General features: G+C 42.3%; 15 protein-coding genes. 4 read left to right on the top strand and 11 right to left on the bottom strand.

Going from position 1 to position 21,530, the window contains the following annotated elements; genetic code table 11:
* Position 1: 1 nt before the first annotated feature.
* Together truD and ispF are read right to left on the bottom strand one after the other, a co-directional pair.
* Positions 2-1,174 carry a tRNA pseudouridine(13) synthase TruD gene (gene truD / locus FLL45_RS20790; RefSeq protein ID WP_142943989.1) on the bottom strand — a complete coding sequence of 391 codons (1,173 nt, stop codon included), beginning with the start codon at positions 1,172-1,174 and terminating at the stop codon, positions 2-4.
* 5 nt (positions 1,175-1,179) lie between these two features.
* Positions 1,180-1,668 carry a 2-C-methyl-D-erythritol 2,4-cyclodiphosphate synthase gene (gene ispF, locus FLL45_RS20785; protein WP_142943988.1) on the bottom strand — a complete coding sequence of 163 codons (489 nt, stop codon included), beginning with the start codon at positions 1,666-1,668 and terminating at the stop codon, positions 1,180-1,182.
* A 236-nt stretch (positions 1,669-1,904) separates the two neighbouring features.
* On the opposite strand from ispF, the gene FLL45_RS20780 reads away from it, so the two are divergent.
* From FLL45_RS20780 to FLL45_RS20770, 3 genes are all read left to right on the top strand, one after another.
* Complete coding sequence (locus FLL45_RS20780; protein ID WP_142943987.1) at positions 1,905-3,098, top strand: amino acid aminotransferase; 1,194 nt, start codon at positions 1,905-1,907, stop codon at positions 3,096-3,098.
* 48 nt (positions 3,099-3,146) lie between these two features.
* Positions 3,147-4,439 carry a DUF4124 domain-containing protein gene (locus tag FLL45_RS20775; protein WP_142943986.1) on the top strand — a complete coding sequence of 431 codons (1,293 nt, stop codon included), beginning with the start codon at positions 3,147-3,149 and terminating at the stop codon, positions 4,437-4,439.
* A gap of 232 nt (positions 4,440-4,671) precedes the next feature.
* A complete protein-coding gene (locus FLL45_RS20770; RefSeq protein WP_142943985.1) occupies positions 4,672-5,991 on the top strand; it encodes an HD-GYP domain-containing protein in 1,320 nt (439 codons plus the stop codon).
* Between the two features lie 225 nt (positions 5,992-6,216).
* Here the strand turns inward: FLL45_RS20770 and FLL45_RS20765 are convergent, their stop codons facing one another.
* Together FLL45_RS20765 and FLL45_RS20760 are read right to left on the bottom strand one after the other, a co-directional pair.
* Entirely contained in the window at positions 6,217-6,807 is a 591-nt protein-coding gene (locus tag FLL45_RS20765) for a hypothetical protein (protein ID WP_142943984.1), read from the bottom strand.
* Positions 6,808-7,046: 239 nt separating this feature from the next.
* Complete coding sequence (locus tag FLL45_RS20760) at positions 7,047-8,669, bottom strand: methyl-accepting chemotaxis protein (RefSeq protein ID WP_142943983.1); 1,623 nt, start codon at positions 8,667-8,669, stop codon at positions 7,047-7,049.
* A 990-nt stretch (positions 8,670-9,659) separates the two neighbouring features.
* On the opposite strand from FLL45_RS20760, the gene FLL45_RS20755 reads away from it, so the two are divergent.
* Entirely contained in the window at positions 9,660-13,052 is a 3,393-nt protein-coding gene (locus tag FLL45_RS20755) for a TonB-dependent receptor domain-containing protein (protein ID WP_142943982.1), read from the top strand.
* 75 nt (positions 13,053-13,127) lie between these two features.
* On the opposite strand, the gene ispD is transcribed toward FLL45_RS20755, so the two are convergent.
* The 7 genes from ispD to relA all read right to left on the bottom strand — a co-directional run bounded on the left by ispD (position 13,128) and on the right by relA (position 21,483).
* Positions 13,128-13,838 (bottom strand): 2-C-methyl-D-erythritol 4-phosphate cytidylyltransferase, encoded by a 711-nt coding sequence (ispD, locus tag FLL45_RS20750; protein ID WP_142943981.1) that lies wholly within the window; start codon positions 13,836-13,838, stop codon positions 13,128-13,130.
* Between the two features lie 42 nt (positions 13,839-13,880).
* Positions 13,881-14,162, bottom strand: coding sequence for an FtsB family cell division protein (locus tag FLL45_RS20745; protein WP_142943980.1), 282 nt, complete (start codon positions 14,160-14,162; stop codon positions 13,881-13,883).
* An 80-nt stretch (positions 14,163-14,242) separates the two neighbouring features.
* Positions 14,243-15,517, bottom strand: a complete 1,275-nt coding sequence (eno, locus tag FLL45_RS20740) for a phosphopyruvate hydratase (RefSeq protein WP_142943979.1) — start codon at positions 15,515-15,517, stop codon at positions 14,243-14,245.
* A 43-nt stretch (positions 15,518-15,560) separates the two neighbouring features.
* Positions 15,561-16,394: a 3-deoxy-8-phosphooctulonate synthase gene (kdsA, locus tag FLL45_RS20735; RefSeq protein WP_142943978.1), complete on the bottom strand. Its 834-nt coding sequence runs from the start codon at positions 16,392-16,394 to the stop codon at positions 15,561-15,563.
* Between the two features lie 4 nt (positions 16,395-16,398).
* Positions 16,399-18,033, bottom strand: coding sequence for a CTP synthase (locus tag FLL45_RS20730; RefSeq protein ID WP_142943977.1), 1,635 nt, complete (start codon positions 18,031-18,033; stop codon positions 16,399-16,401).
* 225 nt (positions 18,034-18,258) lie between these two features.
* Complete coding sequence (mazG, locus tag FLL45_RS20725) at positions 18,259-19,158, bottom strand: nucleoside triphosphate pyrophosphohydrolase (RefSeq protein WP_142943976.1); 900 nt, start codon at positions 19,156-19,158, stop codon at positions 18,259-18,261.
* Positions 19,159-19,275: 117 nt separating this feature from the next.
* Positions 19,276-21,483 (bottom strand): GTP diphosphokinase, encoded by a 2,208-nt coding sequence (relA, locus tag FLL45_RS20720; protein ID WP_142943975.1) that lies wholly within the window; start codon positions 21,481-21,483, stop codon positions 19,276-19,278.
* Between the last annotated feature and the right edge of the window lie 47 nt (positions 21,484-21,530).

Genomic DNA, 21,530 nt, shown 5'->3' with positions numbered 1-21,530 from the left:
CTTATTCCTCTTGTTTCGCTGGAGCCGAGCGCTCAATTTGCGCATCTGTAATATTGACCAGTTCTCTAAGTAACGAGGTCGCAAAGCATCCCGCAGGTAACGAAAATTCGATAACGGCGGTGGTTTGGTCAACTTGTTCAACCGTTAAATCACCAGGAATTACTCGGTAAGCGCGGCGCGCCGAATCCATTCGAAAGTCCTTAAGCCCGTTTATCCAAGGCTCAAACTGGGCAACAGTTTCTCCTTCAACGGCTTTGGCTTGCTTCGTGACTTGGGATGCCTGATGACCTGCCAGCCAGCCGCTTGGATGAATATCACCTGACTCCATTCGTTGTTTTACATCGTCATCGATTTGTTCACAGTTAAAAAAGGACTGTGAACCATTAATCATCAAGCAATCTCCCTCCAGGGCGCAATCCCAGAAGCCTGAATTTATCCGGTTTGCTAACTGTAAGTTGAACATTGCAGAACGAGCAGCAGATAGATAAATACCCCGTTTATTTCTAGAGCGAACTCGAATTTGTTGACGCAACAACTTATCAGCGGAAATCAGGTTGTAAAAATCTCGGCCAAACCGCTGATAACCGTAGTAATTAGGAAAGCCTTTTGACCGCAAACTCGCAACAGACGACTCCGAAATTACGCCATCAAGTTGTTTAATGATAATTTTGAAATAGTTACTTTTAATAGCACCGGTTCTTAACTTTTTGTTGTGTCTAGTTGTCTTTAGAATGCTAATTGACTCTGCTAACTCATTCTTAATCTGTTCAATAATCGCAGCGTCAGTTTCACCTTTCCCAGGGAGGTGAAGGCTAAACCACTGTCGAGAAACACTGAATCGATCCTTTTTGCCCGCATAGCCAACATCTTGCGAGCGCAAGCCTGCAATTTTTTGCAGCTGCTTCGCGATCCAATCCGAATTAGATTCTTTTTTCTCAATGAATAAATATAAATGCTCGCCTTGGCCGCAAAGCTCAAAACTCAGTTGCTCGGTGACATCAAAATCTGTAGCGTCGTTTCTGATACGCCCACTAATGGCTGGAACTTGACTAAAATGCGGTAACGCTTTTAGTTGAGCAATACAAGCTTCAAGGGTTATTGAGACTGGCGACGTCTTATCTTGGCTTTCAGTAAATTCATTCGTGTCTTGGCTTTCGGTATACTCATTCGTCATTCGAGCTATAGCACCATGTCGGAGTTTTCGATAATGGTTACCGCGTGAACCGCAATCCCCTCTTTGCGACCGACAAACCCCAGCTTTTCGGTGGTGGTCGCTTTAACATTCACTTGATCGAGATTTATCGCCAAGTCTTGCGCGATATTCTCTCTAATTTGCGGGATATGAAGAGACATTTTAGGTGTTTGTGCAATAACGGTGACATCAAGATTGCCAATCGAATAGCTACTCGATTGCAGCAATTGAAAAACAGACTTTAATAGCGTCCGGCTATCTGCCCCTCTAAATTTTGGATCAGTATCAGGAAAGTGACTGCCAATATCGCCGAGTGCCGCCGCACCCAATAACGCATCGCAAACCGCGTGGAGTAATACGTCACCATCTGAATGGGCAATTAAACCGGTATGCGCCGGAATGGTAACGCCCCCTAAAACAAGTGGCTTGTCACCACCGAATGCATGTACATCGTAACCATGCCCTATTCTTAACATTGAACTAATCCTTATTTTGGAGCGAGTTTTTTGCAATCGCTATTTCGCTAGGAAGCGTTTTGAGTTGATAATTTTAATCCCTCGATCACAGTGATTCAATTATCTTCATATTAACATCATAACTTTTAGCAAAAAGCCGGTATTTTTGACTTGAAACACTAGTGAATGTCTCTGAAGGCAGAGTACAATACCTGTTTTCTTTGTGCCCATAACGATTAATCAACTGGAGTTGAATAATGTTTGACCAGCTAGATGTGCTACCGGCGGATCCGCTTCTCGGTTTAATCACCCTCTACAATAATGACACCAATCCAAAAAAAGTCGACTTAGGCGTTGGAGTATACCGTGACGAACACGGTCATACCGCGATTATGCAGGCTATCCAAAAGGCAGAAAAAATCCATATGGATAAAGAGGATAGTAAAACCTATCTCGGCCCTATTGGTGTTGCGGGTTTTGTAAACGGCATAAAATCTTTAGTGTTAGGAGAAAGCTCTCAAGCTGTGGCAAGTGGTCGCGTCGCCGGTTTACAAACCCCCGGTGGTTGTGGCGCTTTACGGATTGGCGCGGAACTTCTTAAGCGCATTAAAGGCGAAGTGACCGTTTGGGCAAGCGATCCAACATGGGCGAATCATATTCCATTAATTTCATCTGCTGGTCTAGAAATTAAGAGTTACCCTTACTTCGATGCTGAGACAGGAGGAATAAAATTCGATGCCATGGACGCGAAACTCGCTGAACTGGGTCCAAACGATATTCTTCTCCTTCACGGCTGTTGCCATAATCCGACCGGTGCCGATTTGTCCTATGAGCAATGGCAACAAATCGCCAAGCGTGCTGCCGAACAAGGTTTCATACCTTTTGTTGATATCGCGTACCAAGGGTTAGGCGATGGACTCGAAGAGGATGTTAAAGGCGTTCGCTACTTGTCCGAACACGTTGAAGAAATGGTTATTGCAACTTCGTGCTCGAAAAATTTCGGCCTTTACCGAGAGAGAACAGGAACACTACTTGTACAAACTAAAAGCGCAGAAAATGCGCATGCAATTCAAACCCATGTTCAAGATGCTGCAAGAGCAAACTACTCAATGCCACCTGCTTACGGCGGCTTTTTAGTGGACACCGTATTACAAGATCCCGCTTTGAGAAAAGAATGGGAAGACGAGCTCAATAGTATGGCTGAACGGGTTAAATCCCTGCGCGCTGGACTCCTAGAAAAGATTCAAGCTCGAGATATTGATAAAGATTTTAGCTTTATTGTCGAGCAAAAAGGAATGTTCAGCTTTTTGGGAATCAGCAAAGAGCAAGTCAGAAAAATGCGAGAGGATTACAGCATTTACATGGCAGACTCTAGCCGCATTAACGTCGCCGGTCTAAATACCGAGTGCCTCGATTATGTCGCTGATGCGTTGGAAGCGGTACTCAAATAACCGAACCACTCTCCCTTTAGTTTGAATATCTAAGCGAGCCTGAATTTTATGTTTTATCGAAAAACACCACAGATGACGGCTCCTTCCGCCCAGCATTCCATTTCAAGTTGTAATGCTTTTAGTCGGTTTTTCTGCTTAACTTTGCTATTTTTTTTCGCCGCTAGCTTAAAAAGCGCCGAGCTTTATAAATGGAAAGATGAAAACGGCACCGTACATTACTCGGAGAAACCGCCGGAAAACCACTCGGCAGAGACCCTCATACTCGATCAATCAAGCTCGTTTAAACCTATTCCCGTTGCTAGCCCAGTTCCAGTTAAGTCGAATGACACTATTCGCCATCTATTGTTGGTCAGTCCTGAAAACTTTTGGAACAATGCCAATAACCAACTCAAAATAACCTATTACTTCGGCGGCGACTGCGTTTCTCCAACCACTAAAGCAATTCAAAATATCAAGCGTAATCATAAATTTCTTTTACCGTCATACAATGCTGTTGGCATTGCAGCTTCAACCGTATTTCGACAGTTAAACTACCCGATTACTACGACCAATAAGTCAATTAATAGCCTCAATTTATCAAAGTTCAATGACTCATTACTCCTTTACATTGAACCAGTAAGTTTAGATTATGATGTTTGCGCTAAACAGATAAAACAAAAATACCGAGGCAACAAAGGGATCTCATTGAGCGCCTCTCCGGACGATTTTAGCTCTGCTAATTTTAAAAATAGGCGAGCAGTTATTTCGCTAAAATGGACTATAATCGATGCGCGGAGTAAACAACAAATCTTCCAAGGTACCACTTTTGGTTCAGCAAACCATTGGAATCAAGATAATGCTGACGTAAGGATTAAGACAATCCGGCAAGCCATCCAAAATGCAACCACTAACCTGCTGGCCGATGAAAATCTAATCAACAAAGTGCGCAGCCGTGGCCCAAGCCTTGAAGTACCAAGTAAAGATTTATTAGGTGAAATAACTGAAACATTGAGCGATAAACTGGTACCCAATGCCATGAAGAAAGCCCATTTCGCCAATATCCTGGTTAAAACCGCACCACTTAAGTCGATGGTAGTGGAATACTATATGCTTGAGGGACGTTGGCCGGCGACGCCTTCGCTCATCGGTTTAAACCCCAAAGCACTCACAGATTCTTATATCGACGCCATTGAGTTCGATGTTGATGGCACTATCATCGTCTCTGTCAATGAAAAACACTTTTCTAAACCTGGGGTGATTTTACTAAAGCCACAAGAAAGCCTGGGTGGAATAAACATTGAGTGGGTTTGTCTGTCTGATCTCGATGAGCGCTTTTATGGACACCAGTGTAACGCGTTGTAGCGTGCTCGCCCCCATTGCATAAACTTCTGACCACTAGATTGACGCTTTAAGACTGCAGTCACGAGGTTCGGTGGACTTAGGGCCACTACACTATTGCGACAATAATGTCTGTGTAAAATTATCGCAAAATGCAATTTTGAACAGAATTGTCATATCTTCGAACATAATTGCCATAGGATGAAATACAGAAACAAATAGAATAGCGCCATCAAAAATCTACCTTAGTTTTCAGATGTATTCGGAGTTAACCACCAAACGTATTCAAGCCTTTAACCTTCAAAAAGGCATGTTTGTATCCAAGCTAGACATGCCTTGGAGTGCAACAGCGTTTCCGATCCAAGGTTTTCTCATCGAAACAAATGAACAAATTGATCAACTGACTTCAATGTGTCAGCACGTATTCATCGATCTGCGGTTATCCAAACATATACCTTATGAACATAATATCAAGCTGGATATTGTGAGCAAACCCACATGCAATAATTTGGCGACGCGGATTAATGAGCAGCGCAAGAAACAAATCAAGGCTAATTCTAGAATTGAAAAATTTCGCTTTACCAACTATGAGATCGTTAGCTCGTTTTCACGAGAAATCGGTCCGGCTAAAGCAGTTTACGATGAAGCCGCAATCACCCTTTCCGATATCATCAAGCGTCGTGCTGAGATAAATAAAGGTGACATGCAGGCACTTAAAGCCGTTTCTGTAAAAATGGTTCGAAGCGCACTCAATAACCCGGATGCTTTAAACTGGGTCGCTAAAATTAATAGCTCTTATAAAAGCCTCTTTCAATACGCGTTAAGCACTACTATCACCGGCGTAATCTTCGCTAGACACTTAGGACTTGAGCAACGAAAGATTGAATTTTTAACATTGTCATTGCTTTTGCGAACTATCGGTCTATCGAAACTTAAAAAATCCGAGTTAGTCAAATATTCACCTGACAATATAAGCGATAACTACAAACGACATTTATTCATGACGCTGAACAAAGTTGCAACCTTTAAGTCACTTCCAAGTTCAGTTTACAACACGTTAGAAAACCACTGTGAAAACGCCGATGGTTCCGGATTTCCTGGGAAAAAATCGGGTCATAAAATCCCGATGCTGTCGCAAATTGTTAGACTTGTGGTTTACTATGATGAACTCGTTAACCCGTTAGTCGCCGCTCGTGCCATTTCCGCATCCAAAGCAATTTCAAAAGTAAATGCTAAAGTTGGTTGCTACTTTGAAGCAGGATTAGTTGAAAAGTTTGTTCAAGCTGTCGGCATCTACCCAACTGGAAGTTTCGTTGAATTGAGCGACTCATCGATTGGAATGGTAATGGAACAAAATCCGGCAAAAAGGCTTCGGACTAATCTCGCTATTTTGAAAAATGCACAGGGCGTTAATTTAGACGAACCGATTATCGTTGACCTCGCCGATAAAAAGTTTGAAAATTTAGTGATCAAACAGAGCGTTCCGAGCACCCTTCTCACTCCAGAGCAAATCGTAAGCTGTAAAACGCTTTTTCAACCCAAGAAGAAACGCTTTAGCTTTTTGCGAAGAAAATAAGTCCCTGTTATCGTGTAACATCATTAATTTTTTCTACTGTAGTATCATTCAAACCGCTTAAATGCTCATTCAATACCAACGTCCTAACAAGGCTGGATTTTTACCCGTATTAAAACGCAGTAACGGACTATAAGTCTATGAGTCAGGAAGTCGCGGCTTGGATGAATTAGAAATCTAGTCGATTAACAACCAGCAAGTTTTGGTTGCTCGAATCGGTATCAATGACTAGGCCTGGAATGGTGCTGCTAACGAGTCCATTGATTTGATTGCGTAGCTTCGAAGTTGTTTTTTATCAAAGTCCGATATTGAGGATCGCATCGAGAGGCTAATCATAAAAATACGGATTTCAGGCGCCATCAAACCACCTGAATATTGAAAAGATTTTTCAGTTAAAACGGGACACATCCAATGGCTAACCTTGCTGCTTGACTCAATCCAAGCCTGAAACTGTTGTAGGTTGCATAATGTCTTTAATTCGCCATTCTGCATCCTACTGACTTTAGGTTGCCTTACCCCTCCCTCATCGCTCCCGGTGAAAAATAGGTTTGACTGAACAACCATGCTTGGTTCAATGTTTGCAAATACTTCGTTGTACTTTTGGATTGGCGTTACTGATATCTTAAGTGAAGCCTGGTTAATTAGTTCTAATTTATAACTACTAAACAGTCGCGCTTGACTGAAAGAATAGAATGGCGTTCTTAACTCAAAATAATTCGTTAAATTAAAGAAATAATGATTGACTGGTGTATTTTTTAGACGCCAAAAAACTTTTGAATTTTCCGCCAACTCAAAATTTAAATCACTATTGAATAACATAACAGAACCTTTTGCTAGTATCGTGATACCAAGACAGTTAGTGTAAATGAAGTACTCGTCTCTACGATAGGGCAATTCTGTTCAAGCGAATGACAATAATGACCAATCTAAATTATTGCTTACGGTCGCAATAAATAATTACCTTAAAGCGAGCTTTTTGTTGGGAGCTGAAAATAATGTTTCGTCAATATTTAACTATAATAAGATGCTAAACAGCGAACGCCTTAAATAAGCCCTAACTAAATGCTAAATTGGTTTAGTGCTTTGTTAAGTTCTTGGTTTAACTTATCGATATTTGAGGCATTTTGGTAGGTGTTTTGCGCCGTTTTAGCCCCATTTTCAGCAAGGCCAAAAATTCGATGGACGGATTCGTTGACCGATTTAATCGCTTGAGTCTGCTCTCCAAAACTTTCACTAATCGCACGATTTTGATCTCTTATCTCGCTAAATGAATCCATGATAACTTGAAGATGGTCTTCAGTCTCTTTGACAAACGTAGCACTTTGATTGGCATGTTCCGCATTTTCATACATTTGTGACGCTGCGATTTCGGTGGATTCCCTAATATTAATGATGACCGTTTCAATTTCTTGAGTCGACTCTTGAGTTCGCTGCGCAAGTGAACGCACTTCATCAGCAACAACCGCGAAGCCCCTGCCTTGCTCTCCTGCCCTGGCAGCTTCAATCGCCGCATTTAAAGCAAGCAAATTCGTTTGCTCTGCGACTGATTTAATCACCGTCAAAATAGCATCGATTTGCTGACCGTGTTCTCTGACAACATCAACTTGCTCAGCCGACTTACTAATTTGGTTAGCTAGAGTTTCGATCCGAGTCGTCGCATCGTTAATCATGGCTAAATTCTTTTGTACTTGAGCATCAGCTTCGCGTGTGACGGCACGAGTTTGTTCGATATTTTGGAAAATATTGTCAGCCGATTGAGACATCTCCTCAACCGAACTAGCAGCAACTGATAGCTCATCTTTTGTGTTGGCCGTTTGCGTTTGAGAATCCTCACTGGCAATAAGCATATTTTCTGCAGAATGACCGAGAGCCTTTCCGGTTGCACTGAGCATTTGAACTAGCTCTCGTATACGCTCCATCATCGCGTTAAATTTAGCACCAATTTCTCCGAACTCATCTTGACTATTGATATCAACCCGTAATGACAAATTTGAATCTTGCTCTACATTGATCATGGTTGCTTTTAATTTTTCGAGCGGCGCATTAATCGATCGAAAAATCGATACAGCCACCAATATGATTAATAATGCAACAACCAAAAGTAATGCGGTAAATATCTGGTTGAGACTCTCTGACATTTCCAAGTTGGCTTTTGCTTCTTTAGTCGCTATCTCTTTCTGTAACTTAACTAGCTCATCTAATTTTAATAAAAGCGGGTCAAGCGAAGTGTAAAGTTCTAGATCGACAAAATTACCCATGCTGTAAGAGGATTGTTCTTCTATAAATCCTTCTAATTTCTCAAGCGTTAAAATCGATTCATGAAATAACGGCGATGCCTCGTCAAACAAGATTTGCTCCGCTTCAGACAAGGACATGCTTTTGACGTTTTCCCATTCACTAAGAATAGTGGCTTTGCCTTCAGTAACCGTTTTTGCAGCATCGCCCCACAACATCATCCCAGACCGGGCTTTGTGTGCGATATCTATGACGTTGTGTGTGTAAGCTCTTACAATTGAATTCAAGGATTGGGTTTGTTGCAGACGGAGCTCCATAGTTTGTTGAGCAGAAGTACTCGCACTACCAAGAGTTGTCATACTAACTATCATCATGATGGTAAATACCAGCAATGGTACAGCAGAAAGCAAGAGCAACTTGGTTCGAACTTGTTTAAGTTTATTCATAGTCCTTACACGTTGTCCTTTAAAAGTTTAACGGCGACAAGTCTAATGGGTCACAATAAATACGCGATTTATCCAAAGCACACTTGCCTTAGATTAAGTCTATGTAATAACTTAAATCTATTTGTGACACTTTTATTACAATTCTGACTACATCCCATACCACTAGGGTGATAAATCGATTATTTCTTTGAGATATTTGCTTGACTCAAGTTTTTTTGCCCTTTATAACCTGACAACCATTTATTTTGCTTAAACTAACATTTACTATCTTTTATTTCCCACATAAGAAACATGATAATTTATTATTATATTTTTGCATCTAATCAACTTACATTGTTGTAAACCACTACAAAAACTTCAGCCAGCTGGCTTCTATCTAACTTTTAGTTTTAACGATTGACAGCACAGGTCGGATTGAATTAGATTCATTGGCAATCAATAAATATATTTTAATTCGCACTCGATAAAGAGCAGTGTTCATTCAAACCACAGTTCGAGGGTTTACCGGTTTGATGAAAATTGTGAATAGCATTTTTCAATCAATTAAAACTCGTTCTTTTGACGGCTCAGTTCGGAAAACAAATAATTTCCGTTCAGCATCTTCAAAGACGAGATAAGTGCAAAGACGAGAGTTAAATGATAAAAAAAATATATAAATTCGAATCTAATTCTTACAAAGAGTTCTACTTAAGCGAGTGGTTCGACGAGTAAGGTCACTCCATACTTCATACAAATGATACGGTAGTTGCAGAGTCTTATTTTGCAATTTAAAGGAATTAACCGGTTTTATCGACAGCTGATTTAAATCCATACGAGAAGATTTAAATTATTAAAAAGCAACCTATTCAATCGATTGAAAAACGACCCAAGTCAATGAAATATTGAATGTTTGCGACTATTCTTTGATTTGAAAAGTCACTTCTAATAACAACACTATTGTGACTTTTTAGAATAACAATAAACTCAAAAATGCGAACCGAGGAGAAATAAATGACCAAACTAACAAGCAGACGCAAACGGGTATTCAACGCCCCGTTCAAAAAGCGGAATCTCAACCTAACGATTGCCTCATTGCTCGCTGCTTCACTGAGTGCACCGATCTATGCGGCCGAGGAAAGTAGCGATGCGCCAGAAGATGATACTGCCACTAAGGTAATCATTACAGGCTCTAGACTGGCGAGGGATCCCAATTTAGCTTCAACTTCACCAGTACAATCGTTGGATGCCGATGATATCAAAGCTTCAGGCGAATTCTCTATCGCCGATGTCGTCAATGATGTTCCCGCACTGTTCTCATCAGTAACCGGTGAAGGTTCAAAAGATAATGGCGGGTTTTCCGATGGCGCTAACGTACTAAATCTCAGAGGTTTAGGTGCCAACAGAACGCTCGTTTTGGTCGATGGCAGACGTCACGTAGCGGGCGTATCAGGTCAGCAAGCAGTTGATGTCGGTTCAATTCCAATGAAATTAATCGAACGAGTCGAAGTACTCAGTGGTGGCGCGTCTGCAATCTACGGGGCTGACGCCGTGACTGGTGTTGTGAACTTTATTTTAAAAGATGATTTTGAAGGTTTTGAAGTTGATTACCAGTTTGGTCAATCAAGCGAGGGAGATGGCCAACAAAATACTTTGTCGGCTATCTGGGGGACACCGTTTGATAGCGGTAAAGGCAATATTGCAATCGCAGTAGACTATCGAAAAGATGAAGGTTTGCGAGCAAGCGAGCGCGCCAATGGTCGACAAATCGGTTCAGCAAGAGATTGGCTAAACCCTGATTTGCGCTTCCAACAAGGTGACATTGACCCAAATACTATGCCCAATTTCGCCCAATATTATAACTACGGTAATACCGGATTATTCAGGTTTGGTTTACCCATTCCTAATCAGGCCGACTTTATTGCTGATTATTTCGCAGAGTTTGGGATGAACCCAACCTTAACTCAAGCCGAGTTAGATTTAATCGCACGTGCTGCAAATGCGCCGCAACGGGCAATTCTGCCTGAGCGAACTTTTCCATTTACTTCCGGTTATGGATATATTATTCCAGGCAACCCTTTCACCTTCGCAGGTTTCGATCCGTTAACAAATATCGATCTTGATGGCAATGGTCGACCGGATTGTTTAGATTCCTTTACTGGTTATAACTCAGTGTTCGGTGCCGCATCTTTCGGTGTCGTAGGTGGTTGTTGGAACGTAAACGCTGACGGTACTTATCGCCCTATTCGCGACGGCTTAGTCGCCGATGATTTTCAGGGCTTTGGTGGTGACTCCTTCAACACCATTATTCAAAATGACGAGTACATTATCCTTCCCGATGAGAAATTAACGTTTAACGCGATCGGAAGCTATGATATCTCTGACCTATCAACGGCATTCTTCGAGTTCAAATATGTGACCCAAGAAACCGAAGATGAGAACCAACCGACTTCATTCTGGGACTTATTATTTGGTGCGCCGGATAACCCGTTCTTACCCGCATTTATCCAACCGGTCGCACAAGCCACCGGTGGTGTTGCTATCACCATTGATCCCATTGGTATTGGTTCGGGTCGACAAACAACCGAGAGAGACACGCTGCGATTAGTCACCGGAATAGAGGGGACATTTGATAATGGTTTTGACTATGAAGCGAGTATCAATTATGGGAAATACGAAGAGGAAATTATTGGTCGCAATGCGATTATTAACGATCGATTCTTCGCAGCGATTGATGCAGTCACCGATCCTGCTACAGGCAACCCAGCTTGTCGAATAGAGGTTGACCCAGGCGCACCGGCTTTAACCACGCCATTCGATATACCGACCTATGATCCTGGCTATTTTTCATTCACCCCAGGGGCTGGACAATGTGTACCCTTAAATATCTGGGCAGGAAGAACTGGAATAACCCAAGAAGCGATCGATTGGGTCACCGCTGACTCAGTTTCGGAAACTGAACTATCACAATTGGTCATCTCTGGTCATATCGTCGGTGATACCGGTGATTGGTTCGAACTCCCGCACGGCGTAATCGATTTTGTCGCAGGCGCAGAGTACCGCGAAGAAGAATCTAAAGCATTGTTTGATGACCTACAACGCGGTGTAATTCCTGCAAATTCGGTATTCCCTGCAGGAACGAACATTGCCGATGTATCAGCGAACAGCAGTCTGGTATTTAGGCCAGCACTCAACGTGGAGAATGAAGTTGGTAAATTTGATGTGACTGAAGTGTTTATCGAAGCATCTTTACCACTTCTCAGAGACGTGCCCGGCGCACAAGAATTGACTTTAGAAGTCGCCGCTCGTTTCGCGGATTATTCTACCTTGGGTAGCGCAACCACATGGAAAACTAACCTGTTTTATCAGCCCTATGAAGATCTTTCTATCAGAGCAACCCTCTCTGAAGCGGTTCGCGCCCCCAATATCACCGAGCTTTTCGGGCCACCGTTAGGGACAACATTTAGACCGAACGATCCATGTGACGCTGCACAAATAGCCGCCGTTGCCACAGAGGATCCAACCCTAGCCGCCCAAACGCAAGCGAACTGCGAGACCTATTTTGCTGGAATTGGAATTGACCCTACGGATGGTTCGGGAAATTATGTATTTGCTGATCCACTATCAGCATCTTTCGGTGGGATCGCTGGTGGTAATCCTGACTTAGATGTAGAAACCGCTAACACCCAAACGCTTGGTTTCATTTACCAACCCGAGTTCGCTGAAGGTTTATCGATTACTTGGGACTATTGGGAAATCGAGATTGATGATGCGATTCAGGCTGTTTCTGCTCAGGATATCGTTAATTCTTGCTTTATAGGTCCTAGTCTTAATCAGGAGTTTTGTCAGTTCTTGTCGCGCAATGACGATCCTAACTCACTCCAAGCTGGCGGTTTTAACTTCATCAGACAGACTTTAATTAACTTTGCAAAAGTCGAAACTGCAGGATTTGATTTCTCAATTGGTTACGACTTCAATATCGATGAACACCGTTTCAATGCCAAGGTGCAAGGTACTCGAGTCCATAAAATCGATCAGTTTACTAACCCGACCGACCTCAGTGTAATCAACCCTGAGCTTAAAGAAGTGAATCGTCCCGAACTAGCCGGTAATATTTTCTTTACCTGGAGTTGGGAAGACTTAGTGGTTGGTACTCAATCACAGTATATGGATGAACAATTACTTCGCTTTGTTGAGATCGAACAACAGTTCTTGTACGGCGACTCCGTCATGCAAGATGAGTTTTGGATCCACGATCTGAGTGCATCTTACGCAGTCGATGAGCAATTAGAAATCTACGGTGGGATTAAAAACTTAACCGACGAAGAGCCATTTATTACTGACTACTCATTCCCAGTCAGTCCGCGAGGCCGATTTATCTTTTTAGGGGTGAATTTTAAACTCTAAGATAAATTCGATCTCCTACAACATAAAAAACAGCGCTTAAAGCGCTGTTTTTTTATGTCCATTAAAAGTTTAATCTTACTGATTGTCTAAGAAAAAAGCCGCCAACCGCAAATCTTCAGGAGTGGTAATTTTAATATTATCGGGTCGACCAATTACTGCATCAACCGAATGGCCGGCATGTTTAAGGGCTGATACTTCGTCAGTTACAGAAAGCTTTTTAGCTTTTGCTTCCTCCAGCGAGTTCTTCAACTCAATAAACTTTGCAAGTTGCGGCGTTAACGCCCTGACGACATTTCGCCGATCGATGAAACCGTTGACCGTTGCATCTTCATCCACTTGATGGATGGTATCAACAACTGGCGCTGCGAGAAAACAAGCTTTGTTAGTGTTACGAAAGTGATTACAGAGTTTCTCAATGTCAGTCGAAGTCACACAAGGTCTTGCCGCATCATGAATTAAAACAGGCGTATCATCAGGCAAACCGCTATCATAAAGGAAACTTATCGCGTTACTCACTGAGTCGGCTCGTTCTTCACCGCCATCAATAACGACGATTTTTTCGTTTTCAATATCACGTAAATTGTCATAATGAGTATCAGATGGGGATGTCACTAAAACAATAATTTCGACCGGCTCGTAGTTTAGAAATCGTTCGAGGGTCAACCCTAATACGGTTCTTTCGCCTATTTTTAAATATTGCTTTGGTATCTCAGCATTCATTCTCTCCCCAATGCCTGCAGCGGGAATAATGGCAACAATACCAGTTAATGTCGATAGGTCTCTCAATATAATTTCCTATTAAAAAAAGCGAACGATTAAATGCGGTTACTATTCTTTTTCTTTGGGAATGATTCGATAAAACGTCTCGTTAGGCTTGATGAGCCCGAGCTGTTCTCTTGCGATTTCTTCAAGTAACGCTGGGTTTTTTCGCAGCGCTTGAATTTCCTTTCGGAGTAACTCATTTTGTTCTTTTAATGCTGAGTTTTCTTGCTGTTGTTGTTGTATTTGTTGTTTTAGCTTTTCAATTTCAGGGGCGCCATTATCTCCTAGCCAGATCCTGTACTGGAGAATAATGATTAAAACTGCAAATATCGAACCTAAAATTTTCATTGATTTATCAGGGCGAGTAATACCCGCCCTTTTTTACTTCTCACTTTATAACTGAGACGTTTAGTGAATTAAGGAAATCCTTAAAAACAATTAAACGCGTCTTTACCAGGATAAACCGCTTTGTCACCTAACGCTTGTTCTAAGCGTAACAACTGGTTGTATTTAGCGACACGGTCACTGCGACACAGCGATCCAGTTTTAATCTGACCAGCACCCGTTGCAACGGCTAAATCAGCAATCGTGGTATCTTCTGTTTCACCACTTCGATGCGATACAACAGCAGTATAACCTGCTTTGTGTGCCATATCGATCGCCGCTAATGTTTCAGTTAGTGTACCTATTTGGTTGACTTTAATCAGGATAGAGTTGGCAATATTCTTTTCAATTCCTTCAGCTAAAATTTTCGTGTTAGTAACGAATAAATCATCGCCGACCAACTGGACTTTATCACCAAGCTTTTCTGTCAGAATTTTCCAACCATCCCAATCACCTTCATCCATACCATCTTCGATTGAAATTATCGGATAACGTTCAACCCAATCCGCTAAATAATCAGCGAACTCTTCCGAAGTAAGCGACTTACCTTCACCTTCTAGCTCGTACTTACCGTTCTTATAAAACTCAGAACTTGCTACATCGAGCCCTAAATAGATGTCTTCACCTAATTTATAGCCAGCCTTCTCTACTGCTTCGGCGATCGCTTGCACCGCCGCTTCGTTTGAGCTTAAGTTCGGTGCAAAACCGCCTTCATCACCAACAGCGGTATTCAACCCTTTTGCTTTCAGGACATCTTTTAACGCATGAAAGATTTCTGTACCGTAGCGCAAAGCTTCTGAAAAAGAAGGTGCACCTACCGGCAAAATCATAAACTCTTGAATATCGACGTTATTATCAGCATGAGCGCCACCATTGATGATATTCATCATTGGCACTGGAAGTTTTACACCGTCAGCGATTTGACTCGCTAATGTTTGGTTATTATCGGTCGCTGCAGCTTTCGCCGCGGCCAAAGATACTGCTAAGATCGAATTAGCGCCCAGCTTCGATTTGTTTTCAGTGCCATCTAAATCCAACATTGCTTGGTCTAAAGCTTGTTGGTCATTTGCATCCATGCCGACAACAGCTGATTTAATTGCTTGGTTGACGTTTGCAACCGCTTGCAAAACGCCTTTACCTAAGTAACGTGACTTATCACCATCACGTAACTCAAGGGCTTCCCTTGAACCTGTCGAAGCACCCGATGGCGAACAAGCAATACCTACAGCGCCTGACTCCAATACAACTTCTGCTTCGACCGTTGGATTTCCGCGCGAATCCAAAACTTCTCGTCCAATGATATCAACTATCTTGCTCATTCCTTAATTACTCCAATTTTGTTCGTCAAATATTTAGTGATTTTTAAAGTTCGTTCTCAATAAAACCGGACGCTTTAACTGCGCTGTCAATTTCTTTCAGAGTCGTCAACAACGCTTCAATCTTGTACATTGGCCAAGAATTAGGACCGTCACTTTTTGCGTTCGCTGGGTCGGGGTGGGTCTCCATAAATAATCCAGAAACGCCTGCCGCCACCGCTGCTCTTGCTAACACTGGAACATGTTCTCTTTGACCGCCAGAAGACGCCCCTTGTCCGCCAGGTAATTGAACCGAATGAGTCGCATCGTATACAACCGGTGCGCCCGTCTTGCGCATTTCTGCAAGCCCGCGCATATCAGACACCAGATTGTTGTAACCAAATGAAGCGCCCCGCTCACACACCATGATATTATTATTTCCAGTGGCTCTGGCTTTGTCGACGACATTAGCCATATCCCAAGGCGCCAAAAACTGGCCCTTTTTAATATTAACCGGAATTCCTGGCTTACAGACTTTTTGAATAAAGTTAGTTTGGCGACACAAGAATGCTGGCGTTTGCATAACATCAACAACCGATGCGACCTCATCCATCGGCGTATCCTCGTGAACATCGGTTAGTACTGGCACACCAATTTCAGCTTTCACTTTGGCTAAAATTTGCAAACCTTTTTCTAAACCAGGACCACGAAAGCTGGTATGAGAAGAACGGTTTGCTTTATCAAAAGAAGATTTGTAGACGTAAGGAATACCTAATCGCTCGGTGACTTCTTTCATGTACCCAGCAGTTTCAAGCGCTAGTTCCTCGCTCTCAATCACACAGGGTCCAGCAATTAAAAAAAACGGTTTATCGATACCAACGTCAAAACCACAAATATTCATAAACCTAAGCCTCCTGACTCACACGAAATTCTCGAGCCGCATTAATAAAAGAGGTAAATAACGGATGGCCATCACGCGGAGTTGACGTAAACTCCGGGTGAAATTGAACAGCAACAAACCAAGGGTGATCCGCTATTTCTATTGTTTCTACTAAATTGTTCAAATTAGAACGTCCGGAAATGACTAAACCACTTTCCTCTAATTGAGGAACGTAATTTTCGTTGACTTCATAACGATGACGGTGACGTTCATTGATGATAGTTGAGCCATAGATTTCAGCAATTTTGCTTGAAGAAACTAATTTAGCGGGCTGTGCACCTAAGCGCATCGTTCCACCTAAATCAGATTGCTCTGTTCTTTGTTCAACTGAACCATCTTTGTTAATCCACTCGGTAATTAAGCCGATAACGGGTGTTTTACTGTCTTTTTCAAATTCAGTACTTTGCGCATCTTCTAGTTTAGCGACATTTCGCGCGTATTCGATAACCGCGACTTGCATGCCAAGACAAATACCTAAGTAAGGGATTTTATTTTCTCGAGCGTACTCAACGGTTTGTACTTTTCCTTCGACGCCACGTTCTCCGAAACCGCCGGGAACTAGAATGGCATCAGCAGTATCGAGCAAACCGATGCCTTTCTTTTCAATATCTTCCGCGTCAACGTAGTCAATGTTTACCGTCAACCGATTTTGCAATCCCGCGTGTTTGAGTGATTCGATAAGTGATTTGTATGCTTCAGTGAGGTCCATATATTTGCCAACCATAGCAACATTGACCTCACCATTGGGGTTCGCTTCGGCATAAAGTACCTGCTCCCACTCAGTAAGATCAACCTCCTGCTCTGGCAACTTAAAGCGGTCGCTAATTAACTTTTCAAGTCCTTGAGAGTTTAGTATCGCAGGGATTTTATAAATGCTATCGACATCTTTTAGAGAGATTACCGCCTTTTCTTCGACATTGGTAAACAAAGCGATTTTAGCTTTTTCTGATGGCGGCAAAGTTCTATCTGAGCGGCAGATTAGAACATCTGGTTGAATACCTATTGAGCGGAGCTCTTTGACCGAGTGCTGGGTGGGCTTAGTTTTTAATTCACCTGCAACTGCGATAAAGGGCAACAGAGTCAAGTGCATAAACAAGGCTCGCTCACGTCCGAGTTCGTAACCTAGCTGGCGGATGGCCTCAAGAAACGGCAAAGATTCAATATCGCCGACCGTTCCACCGATTTCAACCATGGCAATATCCGCATCACCAGCGCCTTCCATCACTTTACGCTTGATCTCGTCAGTGATATGCGGAATGACCTGGACTGTGCCGCCCAAGTACTCGCCTTTACGTTCTTTACGAAGTACATCTGCGTAAACTCGGCCAGTGGTGAAGTTATTTGATTGACTCATGCGAGTTCGCACAAATCGCTCGTAGTGGCCCAAGTCTAAGTCGGTTTCGGCACCATCATCGGTTACAAAGACCTCACCGTGCTGGAATGGACTCATGGTCCCAGGATCGACATTAATGTAAGGGTCGAGTTTTAGAAGGGTAACTTTTAAGCCGCGTGATTCTAAAAGCGCCGCCAAGGAAGCGGCTGCAATTCCTTTTCCTAAGGAAGAAACAACACCACCCGTCACAAATATAAACTTAGTCATTGAGTATCGCCAAAATCTAATAAAAACAATAGGTTAGTTTGTAGAACTCTACGACTAGCCGGTGAAACAATTACTTTTAACCATCAGATATTCGCGCGTCTTCAAAATAAAGCGCAAATTCAGACGGTTACGGTAAATTTTACAGTCAGTAGAGGCCTTCAGGACGGGAATGTATTCTAGCAAATAAATTATATTGAATCACGATTTAAATAGTTAATTATTCAGTTAACTTTTCGTTTCGCCCACAATCTGCTTGGCTTGCTGCCAGAGGGCCTCTAATTCTTCTATGTCTCGGCCTTCAAGCGCATAATTCGAGAGTTGCTCGACCTGGCGGAATCTCGTTGAAAATTTTTGGTTCGCTTTGCGCAATGCGAGATCAGCGTCAACGCCGTAATGACGGGTTAAGTTGACCAAGGCAAATAACAGATCGCCAAGTTCTTCTTCCAGATGCTGTCTGTCACCGCTGGCGGCTGCTTCCTGAACCTCTTGCTTTTCTTCTAAAACCTTTGCCCAGACTTGGTCAACATTCTGCCAATCAAAACCGACCTTTGCAGCCCGTTTTTGAATTTTATGAGCTCGCTTTAATTCAGGAAGCGCTTTCGGAATATCTTCAAGAACGCTCGAATTAGTAGCTTGATTCGCTGACTTACCGCCTTCTTCTGAGTCATTGGCTAAATTGGCCTGAACCAGCTTGGCATTTCTTTCTCGATGTTTTTGTTCTTCCCAGGCTTGATTAAGGGCTTGCTCATCGTCGAAAGTCTCGTCACTAAATACATGAGGGTGTCGCCGGACTAACTTGCTACAGATGCCATCAACAATATCATTAAACTCAAACCTTTCATCTTCTTTGGCTATTTGCGCGTAAAAAACGACTTGAAATAGTAAATCACCTAACTCATCTTTCAATGATTCGTAATCTTGAGTCTCGATGGCTTCAGCGACCTCGTAAACTTCTTCGATCGTGTAGGGTAAGATGGTATCGTAACTTTGTTTAATATCCCAAGGACACCCACCCTGAGGATCCCTAAGGGCAGACATAACGGCAAGCAGTTTATTGATTCCCGAAGCTTTTTCGACGGTTTCTAAAAGTCTCTTGGCATCACTAGCTGGATTATTTTGAGTCATGGTTAATGAATGTCTTTCTACAAATAATTTTAAATTATCTTACGCCATACACGCGCTTTACTCTTCAAATTTATCGCTTAATGACTAGTAATAGCGACAAATTTAATCTGCAGGAAATCATTGACGCTGAACGCTTACGATTGTCGGTAACTTTTCTATTTTGCTCATAATTTTTGATACGACAGAAATACTCGGTACTTCGATTTGTAATTTAATAGAGACCATTAAATGTTTCTTGTTTACATGGGTATTGAGTGCAGTAACACTGACCTTTTCTTCAGCCATCAAAGTAGTAATGTCACCAAGCAACCCTTTCCGATCGTATGCCTTTATTTGAAGATCGATGAGATAATTTTCATTAACGGCATTTGACCAATTTACTTGGAGAACTTTTTCAGGAGATTTATTTTGCGCCCTTAGTAAATATGAACAATCGGCTCGATGAATCATAATTCCTCGACCTTGAGATACAAATCCTCTTATTTCGTCACCAGGAACAGGTTTACAACATCCCGCCATACGAGTAAGCAAATTGCCTACTCCTTCAACTAAGATATCCGACGAAGCTGTTCGTTTCGTCACTTTGGCTTTCTTTTTGATGACAGTATCACGATTGATTGGCGCGTGCTTCTCTTCGAAAGCTCTAACGACATTTAATACCTGATGAATTCCTTTGTCACCCGCGCCAATTCCAGCATACAACTCATCGTCTTTATTGTAATTAAAATGCTTTGCAACTTTTTCAATATCGACATTTTTGAAATTATGCTTTTGCAATTCTTTTTCTAGAATCGTTTTGCCGGCTGCGATATTTTTATCTTTGTCCTGATGACGGAACCATTGATGAATCTTACTTCTCGCACGAGAAGATTTTACATAGCCATGATGATCGCTCAACCAGTCGCGACTGGGCCCACCGGTTTTATTGGTCAAAATTTCCACGCGTTGACCGGTTTCCAAAGGTTGTGACAAGGGTGTTATTCTGCCATTCACTTTCGCGCCCCGGCAACGATGACCGACATCGGTATGCACCCGATAAGCAAAATCAACAGGCGTCGAACCAGTCGGCAGATCGATTAACCGACCTTGCGGAGTAAACACATAGATTCTTTCTTCTAAAACCTGGTTACGGAATTCGTTGACCAGATCGGCGGATTCAGTCAACTCGTCTTGCCATTCGAGAAGCTGTCTCAACCAGGCAATCTTAGCTTCGTACCCGTCACTTGCGGTTGTTTTACCTTCTTTATATTTCCAATGAGCCGCTACCCCAAGCTCACTTTCTTGGTGCATTTGGTGCGTGCGAATTTGGATCTCTAGGGTTTTACCTTCGGGCCCGACAACCGCGGTGTGCAAAGAACGGTAACCATTTTCTTTCGGTGTCGCTACGTAATCATCAAATTCTTTAGGAATATGCTTCCAAAGACCATGCACTACCCCAAGAACAGAATAACAATCACTTATTTCTGGGACTAAAACTCTGACGGCTCTCACATCATAGATTTCTTCAAAACCCACTTGCTTACGTTGCATTTTTTTCCAAATGCTATAAATGTGTTTGGCTCTTCCCTGCAAATCCGCCTCAACATTAATTTTTTTGAGAGCATCACCAATTAGCGACAAAACCTTTTTGACATAAACCTCACGAGCCGCCCTTTTCTCATCCAAACTTTTAGCAATTTTAACGTAATCGTCATGGTGTAATATTCTGAAAGCCAGATCTTCCATTTCCCATTTAACTTGCCCCACACCGAGACGATTGGCGAGAGGCGCATAAACATCGGTAATTTCATTCGCTAATTGTAATTGTTCGGTTTTGGGTAGGTTATTAGCGTATCGAAGCAGGCATAGTCTTTCCGCTAATTTAATTAATACGACTCTGACATCATCAACCATTGCCAGCAACATTCTTCTCAAGTTGTCGATCTGGTTGGCATCATTATTTTCAGAAAAATCGTTTTGTAAGCTTCGGATCGCATCCATGGTTGCGACCCCTTTTAATTGATTCGCTATTGACTGGCCACATTTTTGCTGGACCGTTTCTAAATCAATAACGTTGCTGTCAATGAATGGATACAATAGAGCCGCAAGCAATGTGGCAGTATTGACTTTCAAGCTCGCTAAAATATTTGCCATTTCAAAGCTGAGAGTAAATAGATGTCGATAGGCTTCGGTAGCCTCAGGGTCTATTTTTTTTAGGACCAGGACAACTTTTTCAGCAAGCTCATGCTGGGTGGATTCATTGTCAGAAACCAATGGTGCATACCAGGCGTCAAATCTTTCATCAAACACATCTTTAGGCGTTTCAATTTGATATACCTTTACCATTGGTTTTCCTCAAGTATCTTAAACTCAACAATTATTGCGTCCGTCAA

Origin of the sequence: Aliikangiella marina, assembly GCF_007004765.1 — a bacterium.
GTDB lineage: Bacteria > Pseudomonadota > Gammaproteobacteria > Enterobacterales > Kangiellaceae > Aliikangiella > Aliikangiella marina.
The sequence above is the reverse complement of the archived record's forward strand: the minus strand, read 5'-3'. Positions and strand labels throughout refer to the sequence as shown.

What these genes read in the sequence shown, in the direction of transcription:
- truD (WP_142943989.1), bottom strand. Translation starts at nt 1,174, where the DNA reads ATGACGAATGAGTATACCGAAAGCCAAGACACGAATGAATTTACTGAA.
- ispF (WP_142943988.1), bottom strand. Translation starts at nt 1,668, where the DNA reads ATGTTAAGAATAGGGCATGGTTACGATGTACATGCATTCGGTGGTGAC.
- FLL45_RS20780 (WP_142943987.1), top strand. Translation starts at nt 1,905, where the DNA reads ATGTTTGACCAGCTAGATGTGCTACCGGCGGATCCGCTTCTCGGTTTA.
- FLL45_RS20775 (WP_142943986.1), top strand. Translation starts at nt 3,147, where the DNA reads ATGTTTTATCGAAAAACACCACAGATGACGGCTCCTTCCGCCCAGCAT.
- FLL45_RS20770 (WP_142943985.1), top strand. Translation starts at nt 4,672, where the DNA reads ATGTATTCGGAGTTAACCACCAAACGTATTCAAGCCTTTAACCTTCAA.
- FLL45_RS20765 (WP_142943984.1), bottom strand. Translation starts at nt 6,807, where the DNA reads ATGTTATTCAATAGTGATTTAAATTTTGAGTTGGCGGAAAATTCAAAA.
- FLL45_RS20760 (WP_142943983.1), bottom strand. Translation starts at nt 8,669, where the DNA reads ATGAATAAACTTAAACAAGTTCGAACCAAGTTGCTCTTGCTTTCTGCT.
- FLL45_RS20755 (WP_142943982.1), top strand. Translation starts at nt 9,660, where the DNA reads ATGACCAAACTAACAAGCAGACGCAAACGGGTATTCAACGCCCCGTTC.
- FLL45_RS20745 (WP_142943980.1), bottom strand. Translation starts at nt 14,162, where the DNA reads ATGAAAATTTTAGGTTCGATATTTGCAGTTTTAATCATTATTCTCCAG.
- eno (WP_142943979.1), bottom strand. Translation starts at nt 15,517, where the DNA reads ATGAGCAAGATAGTTGATATCATTGGACGAGAAGTTTTGGATTCGCGC.
- kdsA (WP_142943978.1), bottom strand. Translation starts at nt 16,394, where the DNA reads ATGAATATTTGTGGTTTTGACGTTGGTATCGATAAACCGTTTTTTTTA.
- FLL45_RS20730 (WP_142943977.1), bottom strand. Translation starts at nt 18,033, where the DNA reads ATGACTAAGTTTATATTTGTGACGGGTGGTGTTGTTTCTTCCTTAGGA.
- mazG (WP_142943976.1), bottom strand. Translation starts at nt 19,158, where the DNA reads ATGACTCAAAATAATCCAGCTAGTGATGCCAAGAGACTTTTAGAAACC.
- relA (WP_142943975.1), bottom strand. Translation starts at nt 21,483, where the DNA reads ATGGTAAAGGTATATCAAATTGAAACGCCTAAAGATGTGTTTGATGAA.